Raw genomic sequence first — 16,587 nt, 5'->3', positions numbered from 1 at the left:
ATAGTCTCGCTGCGAACTGTCCGCTCGCGTCACATTTTGAGACAATCAGGCAATCGCATCGCAAACAAGCCGTTCCGGCTCCGCTACGATAGTGGCGCGGCAGTTTCGAGCCACAGTGTTGCGCGAAGGCGACAGGTCTCAGTCGCGGAACGCTGCGCGCTGTTGCGAAATCATGGTGAAGGCCAGCGAGACGACGATGCACCCCGCGCCGAACCACAGCACCATGCCGACCCGGTCGTCATGCACCAGCAGCGAGGCGAGGAACGGGCCTGCGCTCGATCCGACCAACTGGGCACCACCGACCAGCGCCGCGGCACGGCGGGTAGGGTCGGCCGCGATCACCAGCGGCACCTGGAACGGCATTGCGAACAGCCAGAGGAAGCCGAATGCAGCGGTCGCGGTCACGAAGATCGCAGGCGCCGTGGTGACGCCCATCACCGCCAGGACGATCAGGCTCCCCGCGCTTGCCGCGAGCAGCGTCGGGAAGGACGGCAGGCGCCCCGCGAGTATCGAAGCGGCGCCGGCGCCCAGCACCTGCATCGCCAGCGACAGCGGCGCGATCGCGGCGATCGCGCCCGGTGACACGCCTTGTTCGTGCGCGAGCGGCTCGACATAGACCCACACCGCGACCTCGAAGGCGAGGAACAGCACCACCCCGATCAGTGCCAGCACCCCGCGTGCGGACGGCCGCCCGTCGGCCGCCTCCTCGTGCCCGTCGGCGTCAGTCAACGGCGCATAGGCGGCCGGCAGCCAGAGCAGCGCGATCAACGCCGCAAGGCTGAAAAGTCCCAGCGCCACGAACCCACCGGTGGAGCCGAACCGCGGCAGGATCGCAAAGCCGAAGGCGGTGGCCACCACCAGCTGCGCGAGCGTCTGCGTCATCAGGTAGATGCCCGACCAGCGCGCCGGGTTGGCGGTACGGACGATCATGCCGATCGCCACCCAGATCAGCACGCCCTCCGCCACCCCGGCACCAATCCGCGCGGCGAACAGCGCCGGCGCTCCCGCGCGCGCGGTCAGCACGTCACACGCCGCCGTCGCGATGATCGCGAGCGCGGCGACCAGGCGGACCTTGCCGATCGGCAGCACGAAGCCCGCCACGCCGGCGGCGACGCCCATCGCCAGCAGTTCGACCGTCGCGAGGTTGCCGAGCGCGCCGACCGACAGCCGCCCGTCCGCCGCCAGTGCGCCGAGCAGTTGCGGCTGGAGACCGGCGATCAGGACCCCGACGATGCCGACGGTCAGTACCGCGACGATCTCCGCTTTCGAGAACCGTTCAAGCGCCCTCAACGCGTGCGCCCGCGGGCGTCGACCGGCCACAGATCGACCAGCGTCTCGCCGCTGACGACATGATAATAATCGTAGAGGTTCACCGTCGGGTCGCAATGCGGCACGATCAGCGAGACGGGATCACCCGCGCCCAGCTTGCCGCCGATGCCGGGGCCGATCAGCGCGGCGTGCTCGTCGCCCATGAACGCGAAGTGGGTGGTGGCTGCGGCGCCGCGATGGACGCTGGCGGGGCCGCCGTCGGTCGACAACGATTTGAAGCCTGCATCGATCGTGACCAGCGCATCGTGGTTGGCGCTGACCACCCGCGCATCGACGAGCAACGCCGGCTCGAACGGCGGCGCCGGCGCGTCCGCGAGATCGCAATCGAGATACTGGCGATCCATGAACACGTAGGAGCCGGCCTGGAGTTCGGTGAAGACACCCAGTTCGAGATCGATGACGTGCGATCCGGTGCCCGATCCCGTGACGATCTCGGGCGCGAACCCCGCTGCGCCCAGCGCGGCGATCACGCCTTGCAGATACGCCGTCCGCTCCTCAATCGCGGCGCGGCGCTCGGCATAGGACTCGATATGCTGCTGGGCGCCGCAGTAGAATTGCACGCCACGCAGGCGTAGCTGCGGAAGGCCGGCGATGGTCTCGGCGAGCGCGACCGCGGCCTCGGCGGAGGCGACGCCGGTGCGACGGATGCCCGGGTCGACGTCGATGATCACGTCGAGCGTCGCATCGACCGCGTCCAGCGCGCGGGCGATGCGGATCGCGACCGCGTCGTTGTCCACCGTAGCCATCAGGCCTGACGATCGCCGCGCCAGATCGGCCAGTCGCTCGACTGCCTTGGGCGCCACCACCGGCGAGGTGATCAGCAGCCCGGCGATGCCGCCATCGGCGAGCACCTCCGCCTCGCCTATTTTTGCGCAGCATTGCCCGACCGCGCCGGCATCGATCTGGCGCCGCGCGATCGCGACGCTCTTGTGGGTCTTGGCATGCGGACGCAGCGCGACGCCGTGCCCGGCCGCGAGCGCCGCCATCCGCGCGATGTTGCGGTCGAGCGCGTCGATGTCCAGCACCAGCACAGGGGTGTTGAGCGAATCGCGCGAGCCCTGCTGGCCGATCAAATGCGCGTGGAGCGTGTGATCATCCATCAGGCGAACAATGCGCCGAGATGGTCGTTGAGGAAACGCCCTTCGGGATCGACCGAGCGCCGGACCGCGCGATATTGCTCGGCCTTGGGGTAGAGCATGTCGACATCTTCGCGTTTCAGGGTGTGCCGCTTCGCCCAGTGAGGGCGGCCACCATGGGCGCGGAACACCGCCTCGGCATCGGCGAACAGACCGCGCCAGGGCATGCGGTTGTACTGGTGCATCGAGATCGAGGCGACCGGCCCGGCGTTCATCGGGCTCATCCAGATATCGTCTTCGGCAACCACCCTGAATTCGAACGGGAACGACACCGGCAGCCGCCGCCGACGGATACGTTCGATCACCTCGTGCAGCGTGTCGAGCCCGACCGCGCGCGGCATCTCATATTCCATCTCTTCGAAGCGCAGCGTGCGATCTGACGGGAAGATGCTGTGCGCGGGCCCGCGCCGCCGGCCCTTCATCGGCGTCCGCATCATGAGGCGCTGCAGCGTCGGCACCATGAACGGTGCCAGATGACCGACGTTGAGGAAGCGGCGGAACGCGGTCTCCTCCATGTCGGTGCTCGAAGGCGGCGGGTCGCACGCATCGGTGTGGTCGAGGGTCTTGAGGATGACCTGGTCGGCATGCGGGAAGAACCAGAATTCGACATGCGCATGCGTATCGACCAGCGCGTCGAAGCTTTCGCGAACCTCCGCCCAGGGCTTCTTCTCGATGCGCTCGACCAGGTGGAAGGCGGGAACGACTGCAACTTCGATCTCGGTCGCGATTCCGAACAGGCCGAGCGACAGCCGCTGCGCCTGGTAGAGATCGGCGTTCTCGGTGTCGTCGCACCACATGATCCGGCCGTCCGCCAGCACCAGGCGAAAGCCGCGCGCGAAGGTCGACAGCGATCCCAGATCGCGCCCGGTGCCATGCGTGCCCGTGGCCATCGATCCCGCCAGCGACTGCGGATTGACGTCGCCCTGGTTGGCTAGCGCCAGCCCTTCGTCCCACAGCGCGGCGGTGAGATATTTCAGGCTCCAGCCGGCAGGCACCCGGACGGTGCCGCGGTCGGCCGCGACGGTCATGCTCCCCTGCATGTCGGCGAGCGAGACGATGACGTCGTCGCTGGCGCACAGCGGCATGAACGAATGCCCCGCCCCGGTGGCGCGCACCGTCGTCGCTTGCGCCACGATCCGCGCGAGCTCCTCCTCGTCGCGCGGCCGGCGGATGTCGGCTTCGGTTGCGACGACGCTGCCCGACCAGTTGGCCCAGCCCGACGCAACCGCGCGTTCCTTCGCACGCGTCGCCATCAGCTTCCGGCCACTGGCGGCGGCACGTCCTGCCGGTCGCAGCTGCCCTCGAGCTGCTTGATGTAACGGAGGATCAAGGCGACTCCTTCCTGGTGGACGAGACTGCGTCCTAGTTCGGGCATCATCTCGCCGGGATCGTCGCTCTGCAGGCGATAGGCGAGGATCGATGTCTCCGGGTGGCCCGGCACGACGTCGAACGGGCGATCGCCGGTGCCGCGCCCTGCCGCGACCGGCGGCTTGCACATCCCCCGGACGCGCGGATCCACAGTCTTGGCGTCGAGCCACAGGCCGGAGGTGCGCGCCGCCCCGGTGGCGTTGTGGCAATGGCTGCAATTAATATCGAGATAGGATCGTGCCTTCGCCGCATCGTCGGCATGTGGATCCTGCCAGTCGGCATTGTGCGGCACCGTGCCGCCCACCCCGGCGAGATACCCCAGCGCGACCAACCGGCGGAGCTGGTTGATCTCGCCGCCCTCGCCTGCGAACGCACGATCGAGATGCCGCGCCTTCAGGCCGATCGGCATCACCGCACGGGCCCTGAAATCCTGCACATGGCAACCGGCGCACTGGTTCTGGTTCGGCACCGAATAAACGAACCGTCGCGCGGTGGCGCCGTCGTGGAAGGTCAACGGCACCTCCGCGCCTGTTCGCTCCAGCGTCGCATCGGTGCCGTCGGCGTTCCAGACATAGGGCAGCGCGACCCAGCCCGCCGCGCGGCGCACCAGCAGCCGCGTCTCGATCAGCCGCACATGATCGAGCGTCAGCCCGGCGACGCCCGACTGGTAGCTGGCGGGGGTCATCTTCACGACGTCGCCGCTCGCTTGCGGCTGCGCGGCCTCGGTCGGGGTCGTGTAGTAAAAGGTCTTGGTGACGATGGTGCCGATCGGGAAGTCGAACGCGTCGTCGGGCCGATAGGTGGCGTGCACGCCCTTCGGCATCCACACCGTCCGCCATTTCTGCGCATAGTCGCTGAACAACGGCGCGTTCAACTCGTACGTCACCATGCCCGCATGCGGCAAGATCTTCCCGCCCGCGACCGTGAACAGCCCCCAGTCGGACAGCTTCTCGGGATTGTCGTCGGCATGGAAGACGACCTGTCCGGCGTCGCGCGCGCAGCCGAACAGGAGCAATGCCGCAAGCAGGACGAGACAGCGGTTGATCATGACGGCTTGCCGGTATCCTTCGTCATCGCGGCCGGCAGCACGATCGTCGGCAGGCGCATCTTGGGGGCGCAGTTCACCGCGGTGTCGATCCGTGCCTTGGCGAACTTGCCGGGACCGTCCGCGTTCAACGTCTTCGCGTCGCCGTTCTGCACGCAGATCCCGGGGCTCGGCCGCTTGGGATCGACGAAGCCGTCCCACAGCACCGCGGGCAGCGCCCCACCGGCGAGCTGCTTCAGCGCCGCGAAGCGGTTGCCCGGCGCGGTGCCGCCACCGGACAGGCGGTTGCCGGTCACGTAGATGTCCTGCGGGTAGGGATCATAGGCTTCCGACACCCCCCGCTTGGTGTCGAAACCGGTCGAATAATAGCTCGAGATGATGATGTTGGCGGTCTGGTTGTCCGCGATCTCGTTGTCGAAGATCTCGACCATGTCGTTCGAATTGACGATCACTCCGGATCCCGGCGGCACCGAGCTGACCGCGCTGCCCGCGGCGCCGAAATTGGCGTGGTTGTTCGCCTTGACGACGTTCTTGTACACCCGCGTCCGCGATCCCGGCACCGGCAAATTGGGCATGTTGAAGACCAGGATGCCCCCGGTGTTGCCGGTGGCGGTGTTGCCATAGACGTCGGCGCCGGTCGAATTCTCGATCTCGATCCCGGCGACGTTGCCCTCCGCGCGGTTGTTGCGGACGATGATGTTGGTCGACTGCCCGACATAGATGCCGGCGTCCGATGCGCCCTTCACGACACTGTCCTCGATCAGCACGTTGGTGACCTGGACCGGGTAGAGCCCGTACGCCCCATTAGAGCTTTTGCCGCCACCGCTCCATTCCGCGCGCACCCGGCGGATGACGGTGTTCTTGACGCCGTTTACCTTCAGCGCGTCGCCCTTGGTGTCCTCGATCGCGATGTCCTGCAGCGTGAAGTCGTCGCCGGTGACGAGCAACCCTTCCGCGCCCGAATTGGCGCGCGCGAACGACAGCACGGTCTTGCCCATCCCCGCGCCCTTTACGGTGACGCCGTTGGCGGCGAGGCTGAGACTGCGGCTGAGCGCGTACTTGCCCGCCGGGATCTCGATCACCGATCCCGGCTTCGCGTCGAGCAACTGCGCCTGGAGCTTCTTCTCGAAATCGGGATCGATGACGAAGCCCTGCTGGTCGGTCTTGGTGCCGCCGCACCCGGCGAGCAACGTCACCGCCGCTGTGGTCGCGAATAGCGCAAATCTGGTCATGCCTGTTCCCCTCGTCCCGCGCGGTTCAATATCGAAGCCCCAATTCGATGCCGTAGAAGGCCGGGCGATCGAGCCGCACATACGGCGTACCGAAGATCCCGGCCGAGATCGTGTTGAGCGTCCGCGGCCGCTGGCTGTCGAAGATGTTCTCGCCGAACACCGAGAAGGAGAAGCGATCCCCCGGCAGCCGCCAGCCGATCTTCGCATTGACGACGCTACGCGCGCTGCGCAGCTTTTGGAGCTTGGCGAAATCGACGTACTCGGCGATCTCGGCATCGCTGTCGCGGACCGCATCGTTGACCAGGATGCGCGAGGTGTAGCTCCAGCTCGCATCCGCGAACGGGGTGCCCACTCCCTCGATCTCGTGATCGAAATGCCCGCTCAGTACGCCACGGAAGCGCGGCTCGCCGGTCGGTTGCCCGGAGATGTCGATGTCGCGTTCGGTCCGCGTCGACCATTTGGAGTTGATCGCGCCCGCCACCGCCGACAGCGTCAGGTCGCGAGTGACCACGAACTGCGTCTCGATGTCGACGCCGTACGCCTCGGAATCGCCTGATCGGGTGATGTATTGCGGCAGCGATCCGCCGGTATCCTCCAGGCTGATCGACTGGCGGTTCTTGTACTTGAAATAATAGCCCGACGCGTTGAACCGCACCCGGCGGTCGAACAGCTCGGACTTCATGCCGGCTTCGTAGTTCCAGACATTCTCGGGCGAGAAGAACGAGTTGATTTCGACCGAGTTGAACCCGCCCGCCTTGTAGCCGCGGGTTGCCGACGCATAGACCAGCAGGTCGGGCGTATATTGATACTGGACCACGAAGCGCGGCGAGACGTCGTTGAACTTCGCCTTGCGGCGGACCAGCACGTTCTCCAGCGCGCCGGAATCGAAGATCAGGCCCGCGGGGCCGACCGTTGCGCGAAAGAAATCGGCTGCGCTGAGCTGCGTTCCCGCCGGGAACAGGTCGGCGCCGACGATCGCATTGTACAGCGCGCCCGGCGCGGTCGTGGTCTCCAGCCCGCCCGCGGTGAACCCGCCGTTGAGCCAGCTGAAGCGCTTGACGTCGTGCGTGTAGCGGATGCCGCCGATCAGGCTCAGCTGCGGCGTCACCGCGAAGGTCGCGTCACCGAACGCGGCGTAGCTGTCGTTCGCGGCGCGGTTGTTCATGTCCTCGCGGAATTGCTGGCCGAACACGTTGGGGATGCCGACGCTGTCGAGGATCGTGAAGATCGGAAAATCGGCGACCAACCCGAGCAGGTTGTCCACCGAGTCCGACAGCAACGTCACCGCGCTCGTCTGACGCCCGCGTTCGTGGAAATAGCTGACGCCGGCGATCGCGTTGACGATGCCGCGATCATAGCCGAGCCGCAGCTCCTGGTAGATGCTGCTGTTCTTCTCGATGTTCTCGGTATCGAGATACAGCCGCGGATTGGCGGTGCCGTCCTCGTCCTCGCGGTTGTGCGTTTCGAAATGCTTGAACGACGAGATGCTGGTGAAGGTCAGCGCGCCCGCCCGGTGGTTGGCGGTGAAGGTCACGCCGTTCAGCAGCCGGGTCTCCTTGTTGTCGATCACGTCGTTGGCGAACGGGCCGAACGGATCGAGGCTCAGCGCCGACGTGCTGATCCCCACCGCGGCAGGACCATCCTTGGCGGTGTCGTCGTGATCATAGGCAAGCGTGAAATCGGTCGAATCCGACGGTTCCCAGCGCAGCGCTGCGCGGCCCGAGGTGTTATGCTCCTGCTCGCGATCTTCCCCGCTCAGCGCATCGGTCAGGTAGCCGCGGCGGCGATTGTAGACGCCGTTCAGCCGCAGGAAGAGATTGGACGCGATCGGCAGGTTCACCGTGCCGTCGATCCGCGCCTTGTGGTAGTTGCCGAGCTGGACGGAGCCGATCGCCTCCAGCTTGTCGACCGGCTGGTTGGTCACGATCGAGATCGCACCCGCGGAGGTGTTGCGCCCGAACAACGTGCCCTGCGGCCCCTTCAGGACCTCGACCCGTGCGACGTCGTTGAAGAAGATAAGCGACGATCCCGAACGCCCCGAATAGACGCCGTCGATGAAGATGCCGACCGAAGGCTCAGTGCCGATGCCGAAATCGTCGGTCTGCACGCCGCGGATCGCATAGCTCGGCTGGGTCACCGACGAATCGTTGATCGTAAGGCCGGGTGTGAAGGTGTCGAGATCGCCGATCGTCTCCGCACTCAGCGCGCCCAGCGCCGCGGCGTTGAAGGCGTTGATGCTGATCGGAACGTCCTGCAGCGACTGCTGGCGTTTCTGCGCGGTGACGATGATGTCGTCGAGCGACAGATCGCCGCGCGTACCCTCGGTCGACGGCGGTGTCTGTACCTGCCCGTTGTCCGGCGCCACCGTCGCCGCGACCTGCGCCTGCACCGGCTGTACCGGCTGTACCGCCACCAGTGCGGTGCCTGCCAGTATCCCCTGTTTCCACCTGCCCATTGCGTGCCACCCCAATTGCCCGTGATGGTCAGAAGGTATCCCCAAAGGATATCTTTAGCTATTGTATATTTCGCACCCTATCTACTTCTGCTCGCGCGCTAGAATATTGCGCGCGATCAGTGGGATGACGGGGCGGACGGCCAGCCAGTCGTTTTGGGCGACTTGCCTTGCTGCGGCAGGTCGGGATCATCGGACGTCCGCCCGAGTCGGCAGGCGACGCACAGGACAGGAGCGACGATGCAGGACTATTCTTCGTACGACGCCACCGCCCTCGCCGCCTTGGTTCGCGACCGACACGTGACGCCGCTGGAACTCGTCGACGCCGCGATCGAACGCATCGAGCAGCTCGACGACCGGGTGAACGCGGTGGTATTCCGCAATTTCGAGCAGGCCAGGAAGATCGCGGCCACGCCGCTCCCGGCGGGCCCATTCACCGGCGTGCCGTTCCTGGTGAAGGACTTCGGCATCGGCGTGGAGGGATGGCCGCGGTCCAACGGCAGCCGGTTCTGCGCCGACGTGATCGACGCCGCGGACACCGGGCTGACCAGCCGCTACCGCGCGGCGGGCGTGGTCATGCTCGGGCGTGGATCGTCGTCCGAATACGGCATCGTCGGCAATGTCGAAACATCGCTGCACGGCGCCACCCGCAATCCTTGGAACCCGGCGCACATCGCCGGCGGTTCGTCGGGCGGCTCGGCGAGTGCGGTCGCGGCGGGCATGGTGCCGATGGCGCATGCGTCGGACGGGCTCGGATCGATCCGCATCCCCGCCGCCTGTTGCGGTCTCGTCGGGATGAAGCCGACCCGCGACCGCGTGCCGAACCTGCCCGACGGGTTCGACTATGCGATGGGCTTCTGCGTCGATCACGTCGTCACCCGCAGCGTGCGCGACAGCGCCGCGATGCTCGACGCGACCGGCACGCCCGAAGCGGGATCGCCCTATGCGGTGCCCGCCAAGGCGCGCCCCTATGCGGACGAGGTCGGCACGACGGTCGGGAAGCTGCGGATCGCCTGGTCGGCGGAGACGCCGTCGGGCGCACCGATCGATGCCGCGGTGCTCGCGGTGCTGGAGGCCACCGCGGCGACGCTGGCGGCGCTCGGTCACGACGTGCGGGAAGAAGGGCTCGGGGTCGATCACCGCGCGATCGCGCGGGCGCGGGCGCCGGTTTCCGCCGCCAACTTCGCCGCGGGGATGCGACGCGTCATCGACGAAGTCGGCCGCGAGCCGCGCGAGGACGAGCTGGAGCCGCTGACTTGGGCGGCGCTGCAGGGATCACGCGCGGTGACCGGCGAGCAGGCCTTCTGGGGTTATCAGGAGCTGCGCAAGCTAACTCGCACGGCGGTGCGTCGGTTCGACGATTTCGACGTCTTCCTGTGCCCGGTGATGACCGCGCCGCCGCCGCCGATCGGCTTCACCGATCCCGCACTGGTGCCCGCCGCCGAGATCGTCAAACGCCAGACCGCCTTGTTTCCGTTCGCCGCGCTGTTCAACTTCACTGGCCAGCCGTCGCTCTCGCTGCCGCTCGGGATGAGCGATCAGGGTCTGCCGATCGGCATGATGTTCACCGCCCGCTATGCCGACGAGGCGACCTTGTACCGGCTCGCGGGGCAGCTCGAACGCGAGATGCCATGGGCGCAACGTCGGCCTGTCATCTGGGCGTGACCGCGTCGTAGACGAACAGCGTCGAGGCGTCGTCGTCGGGGACGAAATAGGCGCGCAGCCCGGTCGCGGTTGGCTCGACCCAGAACGGGTTCTGGGTCATGCTGCGCCCCGAGGGTGCACGCATCGCGATCGGCACCTGCCAGACCGGGCGGTGGCTCGGCAGATCGACCAAGTCGATGCCGCCGAACGGGGACTCCTCGGCAGTGCCGGCGGCATAGTCCGCGACCCCGCTGCAGAGCATGGTGGGGCCACCCAGATAGTGGCAGTCCTGATAGTCGATATAGTTGTCGATATTGGCGATCGGATCGCTCAGCGACGCGCCGGGCATGGATCCGTCGCGCCGCACCGGCCAGTCGTAGAAGCGCCGCGATCCCCAGCTGATCCCGACGATTTGGCCGCGTGCGACGTCGTGCACCACCCCGCCGACGTGGTCGGCGACGGTCGCGACCTTCGTCGCGATCATCGTCGTGGGGGAAACGCGGTAGATGATCGCGCGGCTGTCCGGCCGGTATTCGGCGACCGGTACCCAGATCGAGACGCCGTCGTAATCGATGCCGCCGGGATGGTAGATCGGCCCCTCGCCGAGGATCAGGTCGGCGAGCAGCGTACCGTCGGCACCGATCTTGAAAAGATGCCCGACACCGATGCCGGCGTCGTAGGCGTGGCCGTCTACGGGGGCCGGCAGCTTCTTGGGAAGGGTCCTAATCTCGACCGACGACAGATAGATCTCGCCGCCGATCCGCACCATTCCCTGCGGGTGGAAGGTGCGGAAGCGGATCGGCGTCGCCGCGATCAGCGTCCATTTGGTGGCGCGGGTCAGCTTGGTCACCCGCTGCGCGACGACGTCGGCGGTCGGTGCGGCGGGGGATGCCAGAGCGAGCAGCAAGGATGCGAGGCGTATCATGCTGGTCTCCGTCAACTGGCTGCACCGGGTAATGGCGGCATTGTCTGCTATGAGTCGAGGGACCGCCGCCATAGGCCATGGTGCAGTTGGCCGCTCCGCCGTACTCCGGTCCACGCGCGCCAAATGCCCTGTAAACCATTCGAAATCCGGCTATGACCGTCGGTGAGAGGCACGATCATGACCAGCGCCGCCACCGCTCCGCGCAACCGTCCGAAGCAGGAACGCGCGCAGCAGACCTATGAACTGATCCTCGACGTCGCCGGCAATCTGCTTGCGGAGGTCGGGATCGATCGCATCTCGACCAACATGATTTGCGCGCGCGCGGGGATCTCGCCGCCCGCGCTCTACCGCTATTTCGTCGACAAATACGCGGTGCTCGAAGCACTCGGGCGGCGGCTGATGGCGCGGCAGAACGAAGCGCTCGACCGGTGGATCCAGCGCCACGAAGGCGGCGGCGCCGCGGCCCTGCGCAGCAACGTCGAGGATCTGCTCCGCTCGACCGCGGCGGTGACCGCGAGCGAACCCGGCGCGGTCTGGATCCTGCGCGCGCTTCACGCCTCGCCCAAGCTGGTCCATATTCGCCTGGAATCGCACCGCCACGTCACCGATCGGCTGACCGACGCCTACATCCGGCTTGGTTCGAAGCTGCCGCGCGAGGAGCTGTGGCGTCGCGTACGGCTGTCGGTCGAGATCGGCTTCGCGCTCGACGAGATGCTGCAGGAGGACACCGGCCTCTCCGAGGACGAGACCTTCGCCTATGCGGCGAATTTGATGCAGGCCGATCTCTCGCGATAAGTTGGATCGTCCGCGTGTTGATGATCAGTGCAAAATCGCTTCGATCGCGTTAAGCATCGAGCCTCGGCACGAGTCGTTGCGTGGTCGCATGGCGGGTAGATCTGGCACGGGGGATCATCTGTCGTTCCTTCCTTTCAGGAGCCGACATCATGCGTTTGACTCTTTCCTGCTGTTTATCGGCCGCCGCCCTCGCGATCGCCGCCCCCGCCGCCGCGCAGAACCTCGCCGTCAACGGCAGCTTCGAGACGCCGGACCAAGTTCCCACCGGCTACACCGACTATCTGGTCGGCAGCAGCGCCATCACCGGCTGGACGATCGTCGGCGTGCGGGGCACCTATGTGTCGCTGGTCGACAGCGCCTATGACGGCAACCCGGGTTTTGCCTTCCCCGCGCGAGACGGCACCCAGTGGCTCGACCTCGCCGGCTTTTCGGACAACGCTCCCAATGGCGTCCAGCAGGCGGTCGCCACCGAGATCGGTGCAAGCTACCTGCTGAGCTTCTACGTCGGCAACGTCAGCGGCGGGCCGGGCAATGCGTTCGGCACCCAGAGCAGCGTCGGGGTCGAGTTCGGCTCGGGCGGCACCGACTTCGCGTGCACCAACACCATCGCCGGGTCGACACTGACCTGGCAGCGGTGCAGCCAGCGGTTCGTGGCGTCGCAGGCCTCCACGCTGTTCACGTTGCGCAACCTGGACCCGACCAGCGACTTCTCCAACGCGGTCGACGATTTCTCGATCGTGCGGATCGTCGCCGGGGTTCCTGAACCGTCGACCTGGGCACTGCTGATCGCAGGCTTCGCGATGATCGGCAGCGCGTTGCGGCGCCGGCGACCGGCGGTGGTCGGCGGGCGGAACGCGCTGTTGCGCTAGCGCCCCGATCGGGCATGATCCGGGAAACTGCACCGAAGGATCATCGCTTGCGCCTCACCCTCGCCGTCCTGCTGCTCGCCGCCGCGCCGCTTTCCGCCCAGCAGCAGCCGAACGCCGCCCCGCCCGAGGGCCCGACCCGGCGCTTCACCGGGTCGGACCTGTTCGGCCTGTCGATTGCCGCCGACCCGCAGATCAGCCCCGACGGGCGCACCATCGTCTATGTCCGCCGCACCGGCGACGTGATGACCGATCGCATGCAGTCGTCGCTGTGGCTGATCGACGTGGCGAGCGGCAAACAATCGCCCTTCGCCACGCAGGGGTCGAACCCGCGCTGGTCGCCGGACGGCACCCGGATCGCCTATTCGGCGACCGACGGCGACCAGTCGCAGCTGTTCGTGCGCTGGCTGGCGACGGGCGCGAGCACGCGGGTGACGAGCCTGCCCGGCGATCCGCAGGCGCTCGCCTGGTCACCCGACGGCACCCGCCTCGCCTATGTCGCCACCACGCCGGGCGAAGCGACGACGCTGGGCAAGGCGCCGCCCAAGCCCGAGGGCGCGAAATGGGCGGAGCCGCTGACGGTCATCGACCGGGTCAACTACCGCAACGACGGGCCCGGTTACGTGAAGCCCGGGCGCGACCATCTGTTCGTGATCGGCGCGGACGGCGGTGCGGCGCGGCAGCTGACCTTCGGCGCGTTCGACGATGGCGGGCCGCTGTCGTGGACTCCCGATGGCCGCACGATCGTCTTCGCCACGATCCGCGGGCCGGAGGCGGAGCGGCAGGTGATGAATTCCGACGTGATCGCGGTCGACGTCGCCACTGCGGCAATGCGGACGCTCACCACGCGCGACGGCCCCGACGGGCAGCCCCGCGTATCCCCCGATGGCGCCCGCATCGCCTGGCTCGGCTTCGACGACAAGCGCCGCAGCTACGAGAACGCGCAGCTCTATGTCGGCGATCGCGACGCGGGCAGCCCACGTTCGATCACCGCACCGCTCGATCGCGGGATCGAGGACGCGGTCTGGGCGGCGGATGGGCGCAGCCTCTATGCGAGCTACGACGATCGCGGCGCGCGCCGGATCGCGCGGATCGGCCTGGACGGCCGCACCACGCCACTGATCGACAATGTCGAGGGCGGCGGGCTCGATCGGCCCTATACCGGCGGCGAGTTCTCGGTCTCCAAGGGCGGCACGATCGCCTACACTGGCGGTGATGCCGGAGCGCCCGCCGACGTATGGGTCTATAGCGGCGGCAAGCCGCGGCGGCTGACCCAGCTCAACGCGGTGATGACCGCCGCCAAGGCACTCGCGCCGGTCCGCAAAATTGCCGTCACCGCGCCCGACGGTCGCGCCATCGACGCCTGGCTGGCGACCCCGCCGGGCCATGTGCCGGGCAGCCGCGTGCCGCTCATCCTGGAGATCCATGGCGGCCCCAACAGCGCCTATGGCCCTAGCTTCGCCACCGATGTCCAGCTCTACGCCGCGGCGGGCTATGCGGTGCTGTGGACCAACCCGCGCGGCTCGACCTCCTATGGCGCCGCGTTCGCGAACCTGATCGACAAGGCCTACCCCTCCGCCGATTACGACGATCTGATCGCGGCGGTCGACGCGGCGATCGCGGACGGCACCGCGGACCCCGACAACCTTTTCGTGACCGGCGGATCGGGCGGCGGCGTGCTGACCGCATGGATCGTCGGCAAGACCGATCGCTTCAAGGCCGCGGCGACGCAGAAGCCCGTGATCAACTGGGTCAGCGAAGCGCTGACGATGGACAACACGCTGTTCACGTCGCGCTACTGGTTTGCCAAGCTGCCCTGGGAGGATCCGATGAGCTATTGGAATCGCTCGCCGCTCAGCCTGGTCGGCAACGTCAAGACCCCGACCCTGGTGGTGGTGGGGAGCGACGATTACCGCACGCCGGTAAGCGAATCCGAGCAATATTACGCCGCCCTGCAGATCCGCGGCGTGCCGACCGCCTTGGTGAAAGTACCCGGCGCCAGCCATGGCGGCTTCACCGCGCGGCCTTCGCAATCGGCGGCGAAGGCTTCGGCGATCCTCGCCTGGTTCGATCGCTATCGCAGCGGCGCGGCTGCTGCTCCTGCCGCGGGCGAATGACGGTTCCGCCCGATCGCGGAAAGGATACATACGGTGCGCAGCACGTTGTTACTTCCGCGACCGGGCTGCCGCCGCATCCTTGACTTCGAGTCGGAGGCGAGTGGTCGATCGTCGCTGAACGTAGAGGATGAGATCATGAGAATGTTCATCGCTACCACTGCCGCCGTCCTGATCGCAGGGTCGGCCGCGCATGCGGGCCAGACGGCGTACATGCCGCCCGGCGGCACGACCGCGCAGGGCGCAACCGGTGGTATACCGACGTCGCCCTCGGCGCTGAACGTCGGTGCGGCTTATGGCTATAGCTTTGGCGGCGGAAGCTGGCGCGTACCGGCCAACGCCGCGACGCCGGGTGACGTCAGGATTGGCTCGACGGTATATTCCGACGCCGGCCGGCTGATCGGCAAGGTCGCCTATGCCGATGGATCCGTCGCGGTCGTCCAGTCACGCAAGTCGGCGTTGAGGCTGCCGATCTACGCGTTCGGCACCCAGCAGAAGCGATTGCTGTTGCGGCTGTCGCCTTATCAGTTCGAGAAGCTCGCGACCCGCTACGGGGCGAAAAACGACTCCTAAGCCATCGATCTTGGCGGCCGAACCATGATCCATCTGCTCATCGACAGGCAGAGGGGCCATGCCGGGAATGCGGCGATCATCAGCACGGGGCCGGGCGGGATGCCGTCATGCAGCGCCTCGGCACGCCACCATGGCCAGGGCCAAGCGGCGTGTTGACCGAGCGCCAGGAACAGGATCGGCATCAGCGTGCCGACCACAAGGTATAGCCAATAAGGTGCGCTCCGGCCCGACCGGCAGATCCGGACCACAATCGCAAGGAAGGCGGTGAGCAGCGCCGCAACCAGCGCCGGCACGCCGTAGACGACGGCGACAAAGATGACGGGCACCATGTGCCGGTTAGAGCACCCCGCCCCGTTCGCGGCAACCAGTCGCAAGGTAACTTGATGCGGCGGCCGTTCGGAAAGAGAATGCAGCCAAACTACAAGGGAGATCACCGATGCGTAAGCTGACCGGCGCCGTGTTCGTCTCGCTCGACGGCGTGGTGCAAGCACCCGGCGGGCCGACCGAGGATCCGACCGGCGGGTTCGACCAGGGCGGCTGGGTGTTCGGCGTCGGCGACGAGGTGATCGACCCGGTACTGGGTGAGTTGTTCACCCCGCCCTATGCGCTGGTGCTCGGGCGCCGCACCTACGACATCTTCGCCGCGTACTGGCCCTATGCCGAGGGCGAAGTGGCGGCGATGGGCGAGGCGCTGACCGCGGCCGACAAGCATGTCCTGACCCATGGCGATCGACCGCTCGACTGGGCCAATAGCCACCGGCTCGACGACATCGACGCGGTCCGCGCACTGAAGGAGAGCGATGGGCCCGACCTGCTGATCCAGGGATCGTCGACGCTCTATCCCCCCTTGCTCGCTGCCGGGCTGATCGACGAGCTGGTGCTGATGACCTTCCCGATCGTCCTCGGCAACGGCAAGCGCCTGTTCGGCGACGGTACGCCGCCGGCCGCGTTCCGGCTGCTCGATCAATCGGTCGGCGCGAAGGGCGTGATCGTCACCCGGTGGGCGCCGGCCGGCGACATCCCCACCGCCGATCACCCGCAGCCGAGCACCAGCGCCGCCGAAGTCGAGCGCCAGCAACGGATGAACGACGGCAGCTGGTAGTCGGGG

At 67.3% G+C, this 16,587-nt stretch carries 14 protein-coding genes; 6 read left to right on the top strand and 8 right to left on the bottom strand.

The genetic code is table 11. The features are described 5' to 3' along the window. Positions 1 to 138: 138 nt before the first annotated feature. From ACT009_RS17385 to ACT009_RS17360, 6 genes are read right to left on the bottom strand one after another with little or no spacing between them, the layout of a single operon-like run. The gene (locus ACT009_RS17385; protein ID WP_445192306.1) at positions 139 to 1,290 is read right to left on the bottom strand and encodes an MFS transporter; all 1,152 of its coding nucleotides are present in this window, start codon (positions 1,288 to 1,290) and stop codon (positions 139 to 141) included. Then, positions 1,287 to 2,429, bottom strand: coding sequence for a DSD1 family PLP-dependent enzyme (locus ACT009_RS17380; RefSeq protein WP_445192305.1), 1,143 nt, complete (start codon positions 2,427 to 2,429; stop codon positions 1,287 to 1,289). The genes ACT009_RS17385 and ACT009_RS17380 overlap by 4 nt, the downstream gene beginning before the upstream one ends. Beyond that, positions 2,429 to 3,718: a D-arabinono-1,4-lactone oxidase gene (locus ACT009_RS17375; protein WP_445192304.1), complete on the bottom strand. Its 1,290-nt coding sequence runs from the start codon at positions 3,716 to 3,718 to the stop codon at positions 2,429 to 2,431. Before ACT009_RS17375 ends, ACT009_RS17380 begins: the two co-directional genes overlap by 1 nt. Further along, the gene (locus ACT009_RS17370) at positions 3,718 to 4,881 is read right to left on the bottom strand and encodes an SO2930 family diheme c-type cytochrome (RefSeq protein WP_445192303.1); all 1,164 of its coding nucleotides are present in this window, start codon (positions 4,879 to 4,881) and stop codon (positions 3,718 to 3,720) included. Before ACT009_RS17370 ends, ACT009_RS17375 begins: the two co-directional genes overlap by 1 nt. Beyond that, complete coding sequence (locus tag ACT009_RS17365) at positions 4,878 to 6,110, bottom strand: parallel beta-helix domain-containing protein (protein ID WP_445192302.1); 1,233 nt, start codon at positions 6,108 to 6,110, stop codon at positions 4,878 to 4,880. The genes ACT009_RS17370 and ACT009_RS17365 overlap by 4 nt, the downstream gene beginning before the upstream one ends. 25 nt (positions 6,111 to 6,135) lie before the next feature. Continuing rightward, positions 6,136 to 8,565 carry a TonB-dependent receptor gene (locus ACT009_RS17360; protein ID WP_445192301.1) on the bottom strand — a complete coding sequence of 810 codons (2,430 nt, stop codon included), beginning with the start codon at positions 8,563 to 8,565 and terminating at the stop codon, positions 6,136 to 6,138. A 237-nt stretch (positions 8,566 to 8,802) separates the two neighbouring features. Here ACT009_RS17360 and ACT009_RS17355 point away from each other — a divergent pair, with 237 nt between their 5' ends. Then, positions 8,803 to 10,227, top strand: coding sequence for an amidase (locus tag ACT009_RS17355; protein ID WP_445192300.1), 1,425 nt, complete (start codon positions 8,803 to 8,805; stop codon positions 10,225 to 10,227). Here ACT009_RS17355 and ACT009_RS17350 read toward each other — a convergent pair. Continuing rightward, on the bottom strand, positions 10,214 to 11,131 hold the full coding sequence (locus tag ACT009_RS17350; protein WP_445192299.1) for a DUF6454 family protein: 918 nt from the start codon (positions 11,129 to 11,131) through the stop codon (positions 10,214 to 10,216). The genes ACT009_RS17355 and ACT009_RS17350 overlap by 14 nt on opposite strands. A gap of 177 nt (positions 11,132 to 11,308) precedes the next feature. On the opposite strand from ACT009_RS17350, the gene ACT009_RS17345 reads away from it, so the two are divergent. From ACT009_RS17345 to ACT009_RS17330, 4 genes are all read left to right on the top strand, one after another. After that, a complete protein-coding gene (locus ACT009_RS17345; RefSeq protein WP_445192298.1) occupies positions 11,309 to 11,926 on the top strand; it encodes a TetR/AcrR family transcriptional regulator in 618 nt (205 codons plus the stop codon). Positions 11,927 to 12,075: 149 nt separating this feature from the next. Beyond that, on the top strand, positions 12,076 to 12,795 hold the full coding sequence (locus ACT009_RS17340; RefSeq protein WP_445192297.1) for a PEPxxWA-CTERM sorting domain-containing protein: 720 nt from the start codon (positions 12,076 to 12,078) through the stop codon (positions 12,793 to 12,795). A 14-nt stretch (positions 12,796 to 12,809) separates the two neighbouring features. After that, complete coding sequence (locus tag ACT009_RS17335; RefSeq protein WP_445192296.1) at positions 12,810 to 14,909, top strand: prolyl oligopeptidase family serine peptidase; 2,100 nt, start codon at positions 12,810 to 12,812, stop codon at positions 14,907 to 14,909. A gap of 135 nt (positions 14,910 to 15,044) precedes the next feature. Next, on the top strand, positions 15,045 to 15,479 hold the full coding sequence (locus ACT009_RS17330; protein ID WP_445192295.1) for a hypothetical protein: 435 nt from the start codon (positions 15,045 to 15,047) through the stop codon (positions 15,477 to 15,479). On the opposite strand, the gene ACT009_RS17325 is transcribed toward ACT009_RS17330, so the two are convergent. Further along, entirely contained in the window at positions 15,476 to 15,808 is a 333-nt protein-coding gene (locus ACT009_RS17325; protein WP_445192294.1) for a hypothetical protein, read from the bottom strand. The genes ACT009_RS17330 and ACT009_RS17325 overlap by 4 nt on opposite strands. A gap of 107 nt (positions 15,809 to 15,915) precedes the next feature. On the opposite strand from ACT009_RS17325, the gene ACT009_RS17320 reads away from it, so the two are divergent. Next, on the top strand, positions 15,916 to 16,581 hold the full coding sequence (locus ACT009_RS17320; RefSeq protein ID WP_445192293.1) for a dihydrofolate reductase family protein: 666 nt from the start codon (positions 15,916 to 15,918) through the stop codon (positions 16,579 to 16,581). The last annotated feature ends 6 nt before the right edge of the window (positions 16,582 to 16,587 follow it).

The sequence above is a fragment of the Sphingomonas sp. Tas61C01 genome, assembly GCF_052567495.1.
This window is presented reverse-complemented; position numbering and strand designations above follow the sequence as displayed.

What these genes read in the sequence shown, in the direction of transcription:
- ACT009_RS17325 (WP_445192294.1), bottom strand. Translation starts at nt 15,808, where the DNA reads ATGGTGCCCGTCATCTTTGTCGCCGTCGTCTACGGCGTGCCGGCGCTG.
- ACT009_RS17320 (WP_445192293.1), top strand. Translation starts at nt 15,916, where the DNA reads ATGCGTAAGCTGACCGGCGCCGTGTTCGTCTCGCTCGACGGCGTGGTG.
- ACT009_RS17335 (WP_445192296.1), top strand. Translation starts at nt 12,810, where the DNA reads ATGATCCGGGAAACTGCACCGAAGGATCATCGCTTGCGCCTCACCCTC.
- ACT009_RS17360 (WP_445192301.1), bottom strand. Translation starts at nt 8,565, where the DNA reads ATGGGCAGGTGGAAACAGGGGATACTGGCAGGCACCGCACTGGTGGCG.
- ACT009_RS17370 (WP_445192303.1), bottom strand. Translation starts at nt 4,881, where the DNA reads ATGATCAACCGCTGTCTCGTCCTGCTTGCGGCATTGCTCCTGTTCGGC.
- ACT009_RS17355 (WP_445192300.1), top strand. Translation starts at nt 8,803, where the DNA reads ATGCAGGACTATTCTTCGTACGACGCCACCGCCCTCGCCGCCTTGGTT.
- ACT009_RS17375 (WP_445192304.1), bottom strand. Translation starts at nt 3,718, where the DNA reads ATGGCGACGCGTGCGAAGGAACGCGCGGTTGCGTCGGGCTGGGCCAAC.
- ACT009_RS17340 (WP_445192297.1), top strand. Translation starts at nt 12,076, where the DNA reads ATGCGTTTGACTCTTTCCTGCTGTTTATCGGCCGCCGCCCTCGCGATC.
- ACT009_RS17345 (WP_445192298.1), top strand. Translation starts at nt 11,309, where the DNA reads ATGACCAGCGCCGCCACCGCTCCGCGCAACCGTCCGAAGCAGGAACGC.
- ACT009_RS17330 (WP_445192295.1), top strand. Translation starts at nt 15,045, where the DNA reads ATGAGAATGTTCATCGCTACCACTGCCGCCGTCCTGATCGCAGGGTCG.
- ACT009_RS17350 (WP_445192299.1), bottom strand. Translation starts at nt 11,131, where the DNA reads ATGATACGCCTCGCATCCTTGCTGCTCGCTCTGGCATCCCCCGCCGCA.
- ACT009_RS17365 (WP_445192302.1), bottom strand. Translation starts at nt 6,110, where the DNA reads ATGACCAGATTTGCGCTATTCGCGACCACAGCGGCGGTGACGTTGCTC.
- ACT009_RS17380 (WP_445192305.1), bottom strand. Translation starts at nt 2,429, where the DNA reads ATGGATGATCACACGCTCCACGCGCATTTGATCGGCCAGCAGGGCTCG.